Consider the following 14,843-nt stretch of genomic DNA (forward strand, 5'->3'; position numbering starts at 1 on the left):
CGTGTGCGACCGGCGCGTGTGCGACCGGCGCCTGAGCTACCGCCGCGGCCGAGCAAGCAGCGATGACTGCGTCGGCCAGAGCGATGAGGTCCTGCGGGTTGGAGCCCTCGGTCAGACTGAGGCGGACGATGGCGTCATCGAAAGATGCCGCTGCCGTCTCGACCTGCGCCTCAAGAGCAAGGATCTCCGGAGTGCCGTAGGCAGCGTCGAAAGCCTCCACGTAAGCCTGCTCAGCCTCGTCGTACCTCAAGAAGGCGTCCTCCAACGCTGTTTGCGCTGCGGCTTCATCTGCCTTGGCCGAAGCGGTGGCAGCCACCGCAATGTCGTGCCGCGCCTGTGCCTGATCGCGCTGAGCCTCAGCTTCTTCCAGCGCGGCAGCGTCGCCCGGCGGAACGTCCAGGACTGCTTGTTTTGCCGCTTCCAATTCCGCGAGGGTGGTAGCTTCGGCCGATTGGGCTGCGGTCAGAAGCGCCACGGCAGCGTTGACTACTTCCGACGCCTCGAAAGTGGCGGCGTCGGCAGCTTCAAGAGCAGCAAGTTCAGCGGCCACGGCGAGGTCAGCTTCCACGTAGAGAGGCTCGAGCTGCGCTCCGAGTGATTCGAAAGTAGCTATTGCGGCGCGAAGTTGATTTGCCAGAGTGATATCGACCGATGCGACTCCGATGTGTGTCTTCAGCGCAGCCTGAGCCGTGAGACATTCAGCCGATCCGGGAGCAGCAGATGCGGGCGCAGCCGTAAGAACCGAGCCTGTCGCGAGAAGTGCTGAGACACCGACGGTGAGCAGGCAGGAACGAGTATTCATATGTGTTGTCTTTCGTGAGAAGCCCCCAAGTCCCCCTTGAGCGGCGCGCGCCGCTCGCACTTCGCTAACGCGGCTGCTTTTCGGCTGCACTTATTGGACCACGCGGAAACTGTTTCTGCTAGTGGTTTAGAGTGTTTTTTCATGAGTCGAATCATCGCCGGGGCCGCAGGTGGCACTACGCTGACCAGCGTCCCGGGCCAGGCGACGCGACCCACCACTGACCGGGTCAAGGAAGCCTTGTTCTCCCGCTTGGATGCCTACAACGTTCTGGCCGGCGCGCATGTGCTGGATCTCTTCGCTGGATCGGGGTCGCTGGGGGTGGAAGCGGCGAGCCGGGGAGCTGCAGCCGTGGACCTTGTCGAATCCGCGGACCGGGCTGCTGCCGCCTGCCGTGCAAACGCCGATGCGATGAACCAGGTCCTTGGTTGGACCTGCGTTCGCGTGCACCGATCGAAGGTTGAGACCTATCTGAATCGGGTCCCGGAAGACGCACTATGGGATGTGGTGCTCATGGACCCGCCCTATCCGCTCGAGGACGCGCCACTGGTGACCATCCTGGCCACTCTTGTTCCGCACCTGGCCGGAGGGGCCGTCGTCGTGCTCGAACGTTCCTCGCGCTCAGGGGAGCCGGATTGGCCAGACGGGATTGAGCGCTTCGCCGACAAGAAGTATGGCGAGACCCGGCTCTGGTACCTGGAACCGGTCTAACGCTTCCGCCGTTCAGTCCGCCCGGTAGCCGGGGCACTGATCTGACTACCTGATCTCATCTAACTCTCATCTCTGGTTCATCTGCGCCCCATGCAGCCTCCGTACGGTGTTTGCAGGACACGAAAACGGGACCCAGAAATACGAAAGCTAGGGGCATTCATCATGCGGTTATCGGTCATCGGATGCGGGTATCTCGGAGCGGTGCATGCGGCGTGCATGGCGAAGCTGGGGCACGAGGTGGTGGGCATCGACGTCGATGGTGCGAAAGTTGCGGCCCTGAGTGCCGGGGATGCTCCCTTTTTTGAGCCAGGGCTTCCGGAATTACTCGCTGAGGCGCTTGAAACTGGCCGGTTGCGTTTCTCAACCGACATCGCCGATGCGGCCGGCTCCGCTGTGCACTTCATCGCGGTCGGCACACCACAGAAGCGAGCAGAGAACGGAGCAGACCTCAGCCATGTCTATGCGGGCGTCGACGCACTGTTACCCCATGTGAATGCAGGCGACGTTGTGGTGGGGAAATCCACCGTTCCCGTTGGTACTGCCCGCGACCTTTCCGTACGTATCTCCGAGGCATGCCCTTCAGTGACGCTGGCCTGGAACCCGGAATTTCTGCGCGAGGGCTTCGCCGTCAAGGACACGCTGGAACCGGACCGCCTGGTGTACGGGCTGGATGATGCAGCCAGTGGTGCTCAGCTGATCCTGGATGAGGTGTACGCTCAGGCGCTCGCTGGAGGGACCCCGCGATTGGTGATGGACTATGAGACAGCTGAGCTGGTAAAGGTATCCGCAAACGCCTTCCTGGCCACGAAGATCTCTTTCATCAACGCAATGGCGGAAGTCTGCGAGGCCACCGGAGCTGATGTCTCCATGCTTGCGGACGCCATTGGCCACGACGCACGGATCGGCCGGAAGTTCCTCAACGCAGGTCTCGGGTTCGGTGGTGGCTGCCTCCCGAAGGACATCCGCGCTTTCATGGCGCGAGCGGGTGAGCTCGGCGCCGATCAGGCCCTGACCTTCCTGCGCGAAGTCGACTCTATCAATATGCGGCGGCGCGCCCGCATGGTGGATCTGGCGCGGGAGGTCTGCGGCGGGTCGCTGCTCGGGCAACGGATAGCCGTTCTCGGTCTGGCTTTCAAGCCCAACTCCGATGACGTCCGTGATTCGCCCGCCCTGAGCGTCGCCGCCCAGTTGCAGCTTCAGGGAGCGGCGGTCACAGCTACCGATCCTCAGGCCGTGCCGAACGCGTCGCGACGCTTCCCTGACCTCGCCTACACCGCCTCTGTTGAAGAGGCCGTCCAGAATGCCGACGCTGTGCTGGTGCTGACCGAATGGGAGCAGTACTGCGCGCTGAATCCAATGGATCTCCGTGCACTGGTGGCTCGTCCAGCGATCGTGGACGGACGAAACTGCCTGGACCCGGTGGCCTGGCGCGACGCGGGCTGGACCTATCGGGCGCTCGGACGTCCAAAAGCCGCCGCCGTACCCGCGCCCACCGCTGCAGTGCGTTAGGACACCTTCCAGCGTCCCGTGCATAGCGCGGTGCCGTGTTTCCCGGAAGAGCGTGTTCGGCGATCTGCGAATGGCCGCGTAAACCTCGGCAACTCGATCCGCACATCTGCCATATCGGTGTACCAGCGAGGTAGCGGCATCATCGAGAGCGGATAGTCCGCCAGCCGCGATTCCCAGGGCAAGGCCGCGAACTGATCGAGTAGTGCTCTGAGCTCGGCCTGCAGCGAGCGTCCATTCGACGCCGCTAGCCGTTTCAGCTCATCGAGCGTGTGTTGATCGACGTTGCGGATACTGATGCTCGGCATAGGTGTTCCTTCCAGAAGGGTGCATGTACTGGATGCGTTGCATGCATTGAGTGCAGTACATGCACCCTTCTGGAACAAGGCGGTCCCCCCGTAGCTTTACGGTGGCTGTGTGGAGGAGCGGTGCTGCTACTGGTTCCGTTCCGAGCCGCGATTGATCCGCCGCGCCAGATCGACAACGGCGCCGCCTCCCAGGACGATCGATCCTGCGACCGCGGCAAGCATGAGGTAGAGCCACACAACGCTGCCCACGGCGTTCTCCGGGACGCTGAGCATCTCGAACCACTCCAACGACCCGCCGATCCAGAAAGCTGCCACTGCGATCAGCACTATCACTGCAGGTGCACAATCCCAACGCAGAATCCCGCTTGCCTTTGTCTTGACTGTCTCCTCGAGTTGCTGCGTTCCCATGAGTCCAGTATTGAACAGCTAGCTGAGCATTCCGTGTCGTGTCGTCGTGTCGTTAGCTAATCGGGACAGGTCCGTTACCCGGCGTTAATCAATACGTCGGTCGTTACCTCGGAAGAGGGGTCAGGCAGGCATTCCTGAGAGGAAAGTGCGTTTGCCAAGACGCTCCTCAAGCTCGCTGAACCACGTAGATGCCATGTCCCGGTAGGGCGGCCTGAACGCATAAACGCAGGCCAGCCGAAGAGCTGTCGCTGCAGCATAGGCCTCAAATCGCGGGAAAGGTACCGCCAGGACCTCGGCCACTTCGTGGATATAGTGACCGCCAACGGTTGCGGTGCCAGCAGGCAACAGTCCCTGGGCCTCCCGGAAATTCAGGTGAATCGCCAGGTTAGCCAGGTCGAGCGCGGGCTCAGCGAGGGCAAGTGTGTCGCAGTCAATGATTCCCACCGACCGGGTCCCCGGGTCTACTAGAACCTGTTTGTCGTGCAGGTCACGGTGCGCAAGTCCGGCGGGCGAGGAACTATTGAGCAGGGACGTGCCGACCGACGCCGATACGCGGCGAAGTCGGTCCTCCGATACACCGAGAGCATCGAACTCGACTGCCAGTCCAACCCACCGTTCGAGGGTGCGAACTTCATCCTGTGCTGAATGAATCCGTGCGGCCATGGAAGGTTCGTTGCTGATAGACGTGCCGACGAAAGCGGGCCATCGTTCTGCCCAGAGTGCCCAGGCACGGCTCCACGCGTCCAGCGGCCTGGAGCCATGGTCGGAGCCGACACCGGAAGCCGACCAAGTGCCGGCGTCCAGACCTCTACCCAGATCGTGCAGGCTCACTCCGGGTACGGCAGATAACGTGATGCTGTGCTCACTGGCAGCTACCACATCGGGCGCAACAACTCCGGATCCAGCCAGCCCGGCAGCAGCCGCCAGATGTGCGTCTCTGACAGCGGCGGCCTTCCCACCCGCAAGAAACTTCGTGTACCGCCCGTCGGCGCGCACGACGGCGCGCCGCTTCAAACGGTGCACCAGCAGTTCTCCTGAAGGATCGGCATCCAAACCGGGCAGTGCGCGATCGTCGCGAAACGGCACCAGGGACGCGCAGCCCTCGGCATCGATGCGGCCGGCACGGATCCGACCAGTTCGCGGTTCCCGGCCTTCGATGACCAGACTCCCGTCACTGCGGGGCCAGACGCGGTGGATACGAACCGGCGGACCGCCGTCGTTCGGCAACTCAACCGGTATGTGCATCACCACAAAACCTCTTCAATCATCGTGAGACGGCGGTCGACCTGCTGCCGCCAATCCGGTGCACAGGCGCGGAATGGTTCGCGAAGCCGGTTCAGCAGGTGAAAGGCGGTCCACGCCACTGTCTCGGAGTCATGTACGGTGGCACGCCCGGTGCCGTACCCATTGAGCAGGGCAGCCGTTCGCGGCAGCCCGAGGACGTTGCGGCCGTCGGCCATGGGGGATTCCAGCGCCTCGGCGGCGGCGAAGCTACCCAGGTCGGACGCTGCGGCACCGTAAGTGCTCCACTCGAAGTCGATCAACCGTACCTGCCTGCCGTCCACGAGCACCTGGTCGGCCGAGAAATCTCCGTGGATTACCGCAGCCCTGCCCGGCTGGCGCAGCAGAGCCTCCAGCTCCGCGGACACTCGCTCCAGGCGACCCCCGTTTTCCGGTATCAGCTCGGCATTCTCACGGATGAGTGAACGAAGCCGTCCTGCAGGTGCCCGCCACGCGTGCGTCTTGTGGATCGGTGCTTGATCGTGCAGTAGGGCCAGCGCTTTACCCGCGGACCGGGCAGGCAGTTCCGCAACCTGAAGCGGGACGGTGCTGAGGTCTCCGGAGCCGTACCACGGCAGGTACTCAAGATGCTTGGAGGTAGGTAGGCCCGGCGGCAACAGTGCCGAGTCGAGAGGAAGGACGACGGGCACCCCGCCATCCGCCAGTTCAGAGAGCATTCCGTGGGTAATAGAGTGTCCGCCCGCACTCGCCCTTCCTATGAGACGCGGGGTGCCAGCGGCATCCACGCTGAACACCAGGCGCCGGAACGGGTTGTACTTGAGCACTCCGAGGCCCGGCGACGGCACCTCCAGGCCAGCCCGCCTGAACCCACGAAGCACCGGGTACAAGCGCGGATCCAGCGCGATCGGCCCGCTTGCCAATATTCCGTCATCAAGTGCGAAGCGCTCCCACGCCACATCCTGGGTGAGCGCGCGCCGGAAGGTTTTCTCCAGCTTCACCGACGAATCGGTGCTGTACATCGCCAGCCAGCGGACGCCGCCGTCGTCATCGTGGAGACGCGCGACCGCCGACCTGCCGCGCTTCCAACGCAGGTGAGCGGCACGTACCGGACGTTTGAACAGGGAGCTCAGCGCGTCCGGATCGAAGAGCAACTCGAGTGATCGGAGGTGGGAGTCAAGCGGAGTGCGCAGGCTGCTCATGGCACGCTCCCAGCCGGCACCGTTGCGGTCGTACGGTTCTGTGCGGAAGCGCGTTGCTCCTCGACCCAGCGTGCAAACAGCGGGTAACGCAGCAGCTCCTCCGGTGATCCGTCCAGCAGCACCCGCCCGTCCTGAAGCCAGAGCACGCGGTCGCTCTGCAACGCCACGGAAGCCTCATGGGTCACCGCTACGGTGGTTCGTCCCGCGCTGAGCGTCGTCAGGGCGCCGAGAACCTCGGTCCGCGCGTCATGGTCCAGCCCTGTCGTCACTTCATCGAGGAGCACCACCGGTGCATCGCGCAGGATGGCGCGGGCAATCGCGATACGTTGCCGCTGCCCCCCGGAGAGAGTCCCGCCGCGCTCGCCGACAGTCGTGTCGTAACCCTTGGGAAAGCTGGTGATGAAACCATGGGCCTGCGCCAGGTGCGCTGCCCGCTCAACCTCGCCGTCCGTCGCTGACAGGCGCCCGAAGCGGATGTTCTCGCGGATACTGCCGGTAAACAGGACCGCCTCCTGCAGGACGAGGCTGACGTTCGATCGGAGGGAAGCAAGTGTGATGTCGGTGAGGTTCACGCCGTCAAGGCGCACTGAACCGCGCTCCGGATCCATAGTGCGCACCAGGAGGGACAGCAGTGTGGACTTGCCGGATCCGGACGGTCCCACGATGGCCGTGGTGCGGCCCTCCTGCAGGCACAGGGTGAGATCGGACAGGACCACCCGCCCCTCATAGGATGCCGAGACGTGGCGGAACTCGAGCTCGCCCCACACCTTGCCCAGCGGAAGGGCCGTAGGGGAGTCGGTGATGTCCACCTCCTCGTCGAGCAGTTCGGCCACGCGCTCGCCGGACGCCGTGGCGCGCGCGATCCGGCCGGTGTACTTCGCGAGGTCCCGTAACGGCTTCATGGCAGTCTTCAAGTACATCAGGAAGAGCACCAGGTCACCCGGCGTCATGGCTCCCTGAACCACCCGCCACCCGCCCCCGGCAAGGACGACGGCGGTCGCGACGCCCACAATCACATCCGTCCTTCGCTCCAGGGCGGCTGCGAGGCGGCGGGACCTCACGCCCTCCTTGAGCGTTTTCTGATTGCTGCTGCCAAACCGGTCGGACAGCGCCCGTTCCAGGCCGTATGTCTGTACAACCCGGATGGCGCCCAGGCTCTCCTGGGCGGTGTTCGCGAGGGAACCTTCACCCTTGCGGGTAAGGCGTGCAGCCACAGTGATCTTGTCCGTGCTGATTCGTGAAAGGAGCAGAAATCCCGCGCATGCGGCGATGACCACCAGTGCCAGCAGCGGATCGAGCCAGAACATTACTCCGGCCATCGCAACCAGGGTGATGCAGTTGGCCAATAGCGGCATACCGGCCGTGACGGCGACCTCCTGGAGTCTGCCGACGTCGCCGACCAATCGCTGGACCGTGTCGCCGGTGCGATTGGCCGAGTGAAACCGCGCCGAGAGGGACTGGACGTGATCGAACACCTTAGCTCGCAGTTTGGTAGCAACCCGCGATCCGACCAGCGCGAAAGCGAGTGTAGCGAAGAAGTTGCAGACCGCGCGCATACCGGTGAAAAAGACGAGGGCGGCGCCGCAGGTCAGGAGCAGCAGGGGAGTCGCCTCCGGTCCGGTGCCTGCAAAATCAGCGCCCAGGCTCCGGGTGACCGCGTCCACCACAAATTTCACCGGCCACGGTTCGAGGACCCGGAACGCGACCTCACACAGCAGCACCAGGACACCGCCGGCCATGAGCAGTCCCTGACCAGACAGATGCGGCCTGAGGATCTGCAGCGTACGACGAAGGGCTGATTTCTCGGGTATGACGACCGCCTTGGTCATGCCGGCACCTCCTCGGTGATGCGGTTCAGGACGGTGTCCCAGCTGTGACGATCAGTCGCCGCTGCCCGCGCGGCGGAGGACATCGCCGCCCGGGCAATCGGTGCCGAGGCCAGCCCATCAATGGCTTCAGCCAGCGCGGACGGATCGGACGGTTCGACCAGAAGTCCGGTGACGCCGTCGTCAATGATGTGGGGCACCTGCCCCACCCGGGAGGCGACAACGGGCAACCCGGCGGCACAGTATTCGTAGATTTTCAGCGGGGAGAAGTACTGGTCGCCGTCGCTCGCGCGTGGGTACGGGGCGGCCGCGATCGAACATCCGGCGAGGGCCTTTGGAACGTGCTCCGGTGCGATTGCGCCGGTGAACTCAACGTCGGCCCCCACCCTCTCGGCCAGGCCGCGCAACTCCGCCCCCTGTGGGCCGTCCCCGACTATGCGGAGCGTCCACTCGCGCGATCCCGCAGCCTGCGCTTCTATCAGCGTTTCCACCCCGTGCCAGGGCTTCAGGGTTCCGACGAATGCAACGACCGGCATGCCGGGCGCTTCAGACGAGGGGCGGATGCGGTGGATGTTGACGCCGTTGGCAACTGTGCGGATCCGCTCATGGTGCTCCGGGTCAACGCGATTTCGGACCCAGTCGGCCACCGGATCGGAGACACAAACAGTTCGGGTCGCGGCGCCGACCTGTTCCCGCAAAGCCGCGTGCGCCGCGGTTTCATCAATCAGACTCCGGTGGGTCCGCTGTTCCTCGATCAGCGGCGCGTTGACCTCGAGGAAGCCAGGAACCCGCAGTTGACCGGTAACGCGCGCAAGCGTGTCGCTGAACAGCGAGTAGCGCTCGTAGACGGCATCCGCGCCGTCGTCCAGAATCCGCTGGGCGAGTTCAGCGGCAGCGGCAGCCTGTGAGTTCTCACGGGCTGCCCCTTTCCCGGTTACCGGTACGACGACGACGGTGAGGTCCGCCAGGTCAGCCGGGACGTCGCTGCCGGGCCGCGTGCAGTACACAGTCACCTCCGCACCGCGGTTCCGCCAGGCGCGGACAATTTCCTGAACGTGGACAGACGCACCCTTGGTGCCGAACACCGGCACCCCCGGGTCGATGCACACATAAGCGATGCGCTTCATCGGACCACCGCTTCGAGTTCGGGGGAAGTGAAGGACGACGACGATACGGATGACGGATGCTCTGCGCGGACGGGAGGATCCGCCTCCGCCGCTGCCGTCCCGCACAAACGCTGCAGTTGTGCGGACTGCGAGCGGGAATCAAAGCAGCGTTCAATCAATGACCGGGCAGCCAGAGCGGTTGCCGTCCGGTCGAACGAGTCGGACGCCGTCGTCCGCAGCGCCAGAATCAGGTCCTCGACGTTACCGGCGCGGACAAGCAGACCGGTGGCGGCGCCGTCCATTCCGCCGAGGACCTCCGGAATCCCGGTGACGTCCGACCCGATGCAGACCACACCCATCGCCATTGCCTCAAGCAGCACCGTCGGCAGTCCGTCGGCGTTGCCGTCTGCCCCGATGATGCAGGGAGCGGCGAATACATCGGCCCATCTCAGGAGTTCGATGACTTCGCTCTGCGTGCGGGGGCCGAGGAGGTGTATTTGGTCGCTCAAGCCGAGGAGCCTGACGCGGTCGGCCAGGCTATCAGCCAACTCCCCACCTCCTGCTATGCGCACGTCTACCTGGACGCCGGAGCGCACGAGCGCCGCAACAGCGTCAATCAGGAGCGAGAAGCCTTTCTTTTCAACGAGCCGTCCAACTGCGGCGATCCGGAAGGGCATGTGGACGGGAGCGGGTTCCCTGAAATGGAAGCGGCTGAGCTCCAGCCCGTTGTAGACGCGGTGGAGCCGGCCCGATGCGGCCGGCGCAAGGGTTGAGAGGTACCGGTAGTTGAAGTCGCTCACGGTGACCGTGTGGTGCGCCGCCTGTATGAGGCGGATGAGTTCAGCCTGGTCAACCTGCTCGTGGTAAATGTCCTTGGCATGGGCAGTGAAGGAGAATGGAACGCCCGTGAGCGCGGAGGCAATGCGGGCGGTGCGTGCTGCGATTGATCCGAAATGGGCGTGGAGATGGGTAATTCCCCGCTCAGTTACCCGGGTTGCCAGTTCGACGCCCTGGTGCACCTCAGATGCCTCGCATTCAGCGAGATCGGGCAGGAGAGCGGCGAAGCGCTGGGCGAAGTTGGGGATCACGTTGTGGGCGGCGGCGATGATGGGCCAGCCCTCGGACAGTTTCTGCGGGCGGGCCACGTAGGTAACGGGTGCCTTCACACGGGCCAGCTCGGGGTGGAAGCGGGGGTCAACGGGCGGGCGAAGCGAGAAGATCTCGAGGTCCTCGCCGGCTGCTTCACGGGCGAGGATTTCCGTGACAATGAAAGTTTCCGAAAAGCGTGGGTAGATTTTCAGGACGTAACCGACGCGCCCCTCGTTAGACAGCTGCATGACGGGTCCAATCCGTGCGTCGTTGGGAGCTGTTGTCCGGCTGGGCCAGGAGCTCGGATGCATACTCGTAGGTTGTTGCGAGTCCATCGAGGTTGACTCCATCGCGGGCAACCTCCTGCCCGCCCACTTGCGCCCACCAGGTGGAAAGCGTGTCCGGGGTGAACTCGTCGGGGTGGCAGAAATCGAGCAACCGGTGCCGGGCCAGGCCGCGTGCGCGAATCAGCTGCTCCCGGCGCGGGTGGACCCGCGGCACAATCAGGGCAGGGGTGGTGGTGCTCATGATTTCGCACACGGTGTTGTACCCGCCCATGGCGACGACAGCCGCCGCCGACTGTATCTCTGCAAGGGCGTCCCGCACGGATCCGACGACATGCGTGCCGGGGCCGGCCGCCGCCTCAACCTGTGCACGGTCGCCTTTCGGCATCTGGGGACCGGTGACAATGAGGTGCTCGAGCCCCTCCGGGAGCCTGGCGCGGGCGGCGGTCAGGGTTACGTCAAGACCGTCGGATCCGCCGCCGGCCATCGTGACGACGAAGGGGACCCCGGTGGCGCCGGTACGACGCCGGACCGGACGGCCGAGGGAAAGGTATCCGGTGTGCCGCACGAGGTGGGCGAGGCTGCCTGGAATTTCGCCGGAGCGCACCGGATCGTGGACCAACGGATCCCCGTACACCCAAAACTCATCGAACGTCCGGTCCACCTGGTCCAGATCCAGTGCGGTCCATTCACGACGTGCAGCCGAGGGTTGGTCGAGAACTTCGCGCAAGCCGAGCACTACCCGGCACGACGGATGCTCGCGCCGCAGCTGCTCCAGCCCGTTCGCCAGTTCATGCTCCACTCCAAACGGGTGCCGGTCCACCACCACAAGGTGAGGACGGAAGTCGTGGAACACTGCAGCGATCAGGGATGACCGAAGTTTGATGATGTCCTTCTGCTGGACACCCAGATGCCGGGCTTCATAGCCTCCCGTGCCCTTCGCGATACCCGGCACCACCACCCAGTCCCACCCCTCGGGGATTTCGAAGCGGGTGGCTGCGGCGACTCCCGTGACCAGCACTCCGCTCACCGTCCGGCCTGCCCGCCTGAAGCTGCCGGTGAGAGCATGCGCCAGCGCGAGGTTGCGGCGGGTATGTCCCAACCCCTGGGAATCGTGCGAGTACAGGACCACGCGAAGCGTCCCGCGTTTCTGCGCTCCGGCCGTCGTGGCCCTGCTGTCCTTCACCGTCATGGCTTGCATCCAACTTTCCCCGCAGCCAACTGGAACCGCAGGTTTCCCATTTAGCCAGCCGGCTATGAGACGTCGGTGAGCTATTCATGAGAGAGCTCTCATATGAAGTGGTCTGTGGAGCGGAAGTTAGTGGGTGCACGTAGGAGTGCCCGTCCCCTGCAGCCACAGATGCAGGGGACGGGCACTATTCATGCCGGAGCGGCGCTACCGTGGCTGGTAGGAAAGGCAGTCAGCCAGATCAGAACCGGACCCGATCTTCACGTCGTGCTTGTTGCACATGAGATGGCTGTTGTGAACGCACTCGTTGCGTTGGCAGGCACCCACATGCGCAAGGACCATCGGCAGGCCGCCGGTCTCCGAGGTATCGATGAAGGTTGCGCAGGAAGCGTGCTCGGGACTGCCGCTGACTGTGATGGCATACGCGGTGCAGCCGTCGTGGTTGAAGGCGCAGGTGTGAACGGTGCAACCGGATACTTCAGTGACTTCCGTTGTCATGATTCCTCCATCAACGGTGATCGGAAAATTGTCCGTGCAGTAGTTCAACGGTACTGCGGGTTATGGCCCGTGACACGGGTTCTTTAGCGCATGAAAACTGCGCGTAAATCAGCGCTTTCTACCGGCGAAATCCGTGTAGTCGGCGCCGGTCAGGAGTGCGGCCGGATGCGGTCCCGCAGCCGCAAGGGGCGCCGTCCACGCCGGGTTCCACCATGTTGACGCCGCCAGCACGATGTTTCCCGCGTGCTGCCCGGTGAACATGGCGGTCTCGCCCAGCGCCGCGACGTCGTACCCGGTCTCCAGCAGCAGGCGCGCCTGTTCGCGGGCGAAGGTCAGCGGAGGATCATCGCCTACGTTCACAAGCACAACGCCGCCGGGTGCGGCCGCCCTGGTGAGCAGGCGGTAAACCTCCGGCGTGGCCAATTCGGTGGCGCCGTCGGCACCGGAGAACACATCGAGAACGACGGCGTCAAACGCACCTTCAGTGCAGGCGGCGAGTGTGTCGCTCGCGTCTTCTACCAGTAGCTCGCAGTCGGTACCCGGTGGTAGCGGCAGGTGCTCCACCACGAAAGCAAGCAGTTCGCGCTCGCGCTCGACGGCAACCTGGCGGGATCCGGGACGGGTGGCCTGTACGTAACGGGCCAGGGTCAGTGCACCTGCTCCGAGGTGCAGGACGCGTATCGGCTCCCCGGCTGGCTTGAACACGTCGAGTACGTTCGCGATCCGGCGGAGGTACTCATAAAAAACGTTGCGTGGATCGGCGAGGTCGACGTGCGACTGCTGCGCACCGCCGATGCTCAGGATGAAGGCGCCATCGTTATGGGCATCCATATCAATTTCAGCATGCGCACCCGCCGCGCGGAGGTAGCGGGACGGCACGCTCACAGCCGCTCCCGGAGCGAGGACAGGCGGTGTACCGCGTCGGCGAGCACTTCCTCCTTCTTGCAGAACGCGAAGCGCAGGAGTGAGCGGGTGCGCCGTGCTCCTGCCTCATGACAGAACACCGGAACGGGGATTGCCGCCACACCGACCAGTTCCGGCATGCGCCTGGCCAGGGCGACGGCATCGGTGACGCCGAGCGGAGCTGCATCGACGACGGTGAAGTAAGTCGCCTGCGGGGTGAAGACGTCAAAGCCGGCGGCACTGAGGCCTTCCCCCAGGAGGTCCCGCCTGTTCCGGAGGGAGTCGGCGATCGAGCGGTAGAAGGAGTCCTCCAGACCCAATCCGAGCGCCACAGCGCCCTGGAACGGAGTGCCGGAACTGTAGCTGAGGAAGGATTTCACGCTGCGGACTGAATCCACCAGGTCAGCAGGCCCGGTCAACCAACCAATTTTCCAGCCGGTCACCGAAAACGTCTTTCCTGCTGAGGAGATCGTGACTGTGCGCTCCCATGCACCGGGCAGCGTGGCTACCGGGATATGTGTCGCTGCGAACGTCAGATGCTCGTACACCTCGTCGGTGACAATGATGGCGCCGAAGCGCTCGGCCAGTTCAACGATGCGAACAAGCGTTTCTCGGGTGAACACGGTGCCCATGGGATTATGCGGGTTATTCACCACGATCACCCGGGTACGCTCGCTCATGGCGGCTTCAAGGGCTTCCAGATCCGGTTGGTACGCCGGTCCGACTAGCGGCGCAGTGGTGTGCCGGGCTCCGCTGAGGCCGATGATGGCACCGTAGGAGTCATAGAACGGCTCGAACGTCAGCACCTCGTCCCCCGGCCCGGCGAAGGCGAGGATTGACGCGGCTATCGCCTCAGTGGCGCCCGTGGACACAACAACTTCCCGTTCGGCGTCAACGGGCAGTCCGTAGAAGCGCTGCTGGTGAGCTGCAATCGCCTCCCGGAGCACGGGGAGCCCACGCCCGGGGGCGTACTGGTTCATACCGGAGGCGATGTTCTCGCGGGCGGCATTCAGGAGGAGTTCAGGCCCGTCCTCGTCCGGGTAGCCCTGGCCCAGGTTGATCGCATTGTGCTGTCCGGCGAGCGCCGTTATCTCTTCGAAAATAACGGTTCCGAGGCTGCCGTCGGGGGAGAGAAGGTTTGCACCCCGGGCGGTTCGCTGCCAACCGGAGAGTTGTCCTGCCGCGGCGGATTGGTTCGATTCCATGTCATCCAGTATCCCGAACCCGCGCTTCCGGTTGGGACACACGACTGAAAACCCTCCTCTCACGCGGTAGATTCGTTGTATGCGTCGAGCCGTCTGCCCTGGATCCTTTGACCCCATCCACAATGGGCATCTCGAGGTTATTGCCCGTGCCGCCAGCCTTTTCGACGAAGTGATCGTCGCGGTCTCCACCAACTACGCCAAGAAGTACCGGTTCGAGCTCGAGGACCGGCTGGAGATTGCCCGCGAAACTCTCACATTCCTCCGCGGCGTTTCTGTGCTGCCCATGGGCGACGGACTCCTGGCGGATTTCTGCCGGAAGCAGGGTGCAAACCTGATCGTCAAGGGCGTGCGGTCAAGCGCGGACTTCGAGTACGAGCTGCCGATGGCTGCAATGAACCGCCAGTTGGCCGGAGTTGAGACCGTGTTCATACCGGCGGAGGCAAGCTACTCGCACCTCTCGTCGACGCTTTTGAAGGAGGTTGCGGGCCTGGGCGGTGACATTTCGCCCTTTGTTCCCAAGGCTGTGCTCAAGCGGCTGAACGAAGATGCTCACTGAATTGCCTACGCTTC

The 14,843-nt window shown here is 64.1% G+C and carries 15 protein-coding genes; 3 read left to right on the forward strand and 12 right to left on the reverse strand.

The features are described from left to right. Positions 1-802, reverse strand: an 802-nt coding sequence (locus tag P4U43_RS12755) for a hypothetical protein (RefSeq protein ID WP_277359079.1), incomplete at its 3' end; no start/stop codon positions are given. Between the two features lie 141 nt (positions 803-943). Between P4U43_RS12755 and rsmD the strand changes: the two genes are divergently transcribed. Continuing rightward, positions 944-1,510, forward strand: a complete 567-nt coding sequence (gene rsmD / locus P4U43_RS12760) for a 16S rRNA (guanine(966)-N(2))-methyltransferase RsmD (protein ID WP_277359080.1) — start codon at positions 944-946, stop codon at positions 1,508-1,510. Between the two features lie 162 nt (positions 1,511-1,672). Continuing rightward, entirely contained in the window at positions 1,673-3,019 is a 1,347-nt protein-coding gene (locus P4U43_RS12765) for a UDP-glucose dehydrogenase family protein (RefSeq protein ID WP_277359081.1), read from the forward strand. Here P4U43_RS12765 and P4U43_RS12770 read toward each other — a convergent pair. The 11 genes from P4U43_RS12770 to P4U43_RS12820 all read right to left on the reverse strand — a co-directional run bounded on the left by P4U43_RS12770 (position 3,016) and on the right by P4U43_RS12820 (position 14,273). Continuing rightward, positions 3,016-3,324, reverse strand: a complete 309-nt coding sequence (locus P4U43_RS12770) for a FitA-like ribbon-helix-helix domain-containing protein (protein WP_277359082.1) — start codon at positions 3,322-3,324, stop codon at positions 3,016-3,018. The genes P4U43_RS12765 and P4U43_RS12770 overlap by 4 nt on opposite strands. Positions 3,325-3,450: 126 nt before the next feature. Beyond that, positions 3,451-3,732 carry a hypothetical protein gene (locus P4U43_RS12775; RefSeq protein ID WP_277359083.1) on the reverse strand — a complete coding sequence of 94 codons (282 nt, stop codon included), beginning with the start codon at positions 3,730-3,732 and terminating at the stop codon, positions 3,451-3,453. Between the two features lie 120 nt (positions 3,733-3,852). Beyond that, positions 3,853-4,977 (reverse strand): phosphotransferase, encoded by a 1,125-nt coding sequence (locus P4U43_RS12780; protein WP_277359101.1) that lies wholly within the window; start codon positions 4,975-4,977, stop codon positions 3,853-3,855. Beyond that, a complete protein-coding gene (locus P4U43_RS12785) occupies positions 4,977-6,173 on the reverse strand; it encodes a phosphotransferase (protein ID WP_277359084.1) in 1,197 nt (398 codons plus the stop codon). Before P4U43_RS12785 ends, P4U43_RS12780 begins: the two co-directional genes overlap by 1 nt. After that, positions 6,170-8,002: an ABC transporter ATP-binding protein gene (locus P4U43_RS12790; RefSeq protein WP_277359085.1), complete on the reverse strand. Its 1,833-nt coding sequence runs from the start codon at positions 8,000-8,002 to the stop codon at positions 6,170-6,172. The genes P4U43_RS12785 and P4U43_RS12790 overlap by 4 nt, the downstream gene beginning before the upstream one ends. Next, positions 7,999-9,126, reverse strand: coding sequence for a glycosyltransferase family 4 protein (locus P4U43_RS12795; RefSeq protein WP_277359086.1), 1,128 nt, complete (start codon positions 9,124-9,126; stop codon positions 7,999-8,001). The genes P4U43_RS12790 and P4U43_RS12795 overlap by 4 nt, the downstream gene beginning before the upstream one ends. Next, the gene (locus P4U43_RS12800; protein ID WP_277359087.1) at positions 9,123-10,442 is read right to left on the reverse strand and encodes a glycosyltransferase family 4 protein; all 1,320 of its coding nucleotides are present in this window, start codon (positions 10,440-10,442) and stop codon (positions 9,123-9,125) included. The genes P4U43_RS12795 and P4U43_RS12800 overlap by 4 nt, the downstream gene beginning before the upstream one ends. Then, positions 10,429-11,679 carry a glycosyltransferase family protein gene (locus tag P4U43_RS12805; RefSeq protein ID WP_277359088.1) on the reverse strand — a complete coding sequence of 417 codons (1,251 nt, stop codon included), beginning with the start codon at positions 11,677-11,679 and terminating at the stop codon, positions 10,429-10,431. The genes P4U43_RS12800 and P4U43_RS12805 overlap by 14 nt, the downstream gene beginning before the upstream one ends. 195 nt (positions 11,680-11,874) lie before the next feature. Next, a complete protein-coding gene (locus P4U43_RS12810; protein WP_277359089.1) occupies positions 11,875-12,165 on the reverse strand; it encodes a DUF1540 domain-containing protein in 291 nt (96 codons plus the stop codon). 108 nt (positions 12,166-12,273) lie between these two features. After that, on the reverse strand, positions 12,274-13,050 hold the full coding sequence (locus P4U43_RS12815; RefSeq protein WP_318533032.1) for a spermidine synthase: 777 nt from the start codon (positions 13,048-13,050) through the stop codon (positions 12,274-12,276). Next, the gene (locus P4U43_RS12820; protein WP_277359090.1) at positions 13,047-14,273 is read right to left on the reverse strand and encodes an aminotransferase class I/II-fold pyridoxal phosphate-dependent enzyme; all 1,227 of its coding nucleotides are present in this window, start codon (positions 14,271-14,273) and stop codon (positions 13,047-13,049) included. Before P4U43_RS12820 ends, P4U43_RS12815 begins: the two co-directional genes overlap by 4 nt. A 79-nt stretch (positions 14,274-14,352) precedes the next feature. Here P4U43_RS12820 and coaD point away from each other — a divergent pair, with 79 nt between their 5' ends. Beyond that, positions 14,353-14,829, forward strand: a complete 477-nt coding sequence (gene coaD / locus P4U43_RS12825) for a pantetheine-phosphate adenylyltransferase (protein ID WP_056548274.1) — start codon at positions 14,353-14,355, stop codon at positions 14,827-14,829. Positions 14,830-14,843 lie beyond the last annotated feature (14 nt).

The organism is Arthrobacter vasquezii (genome assembly GCF_029455255.1).
GTDB classification, from domain to species: domain Bacteria; phylum Actinomycetota; class Actinomycetes; order Actinomycetales; family Micrococcaceae; genus Arthrobacter_D; species Arthrobacter_D parietis.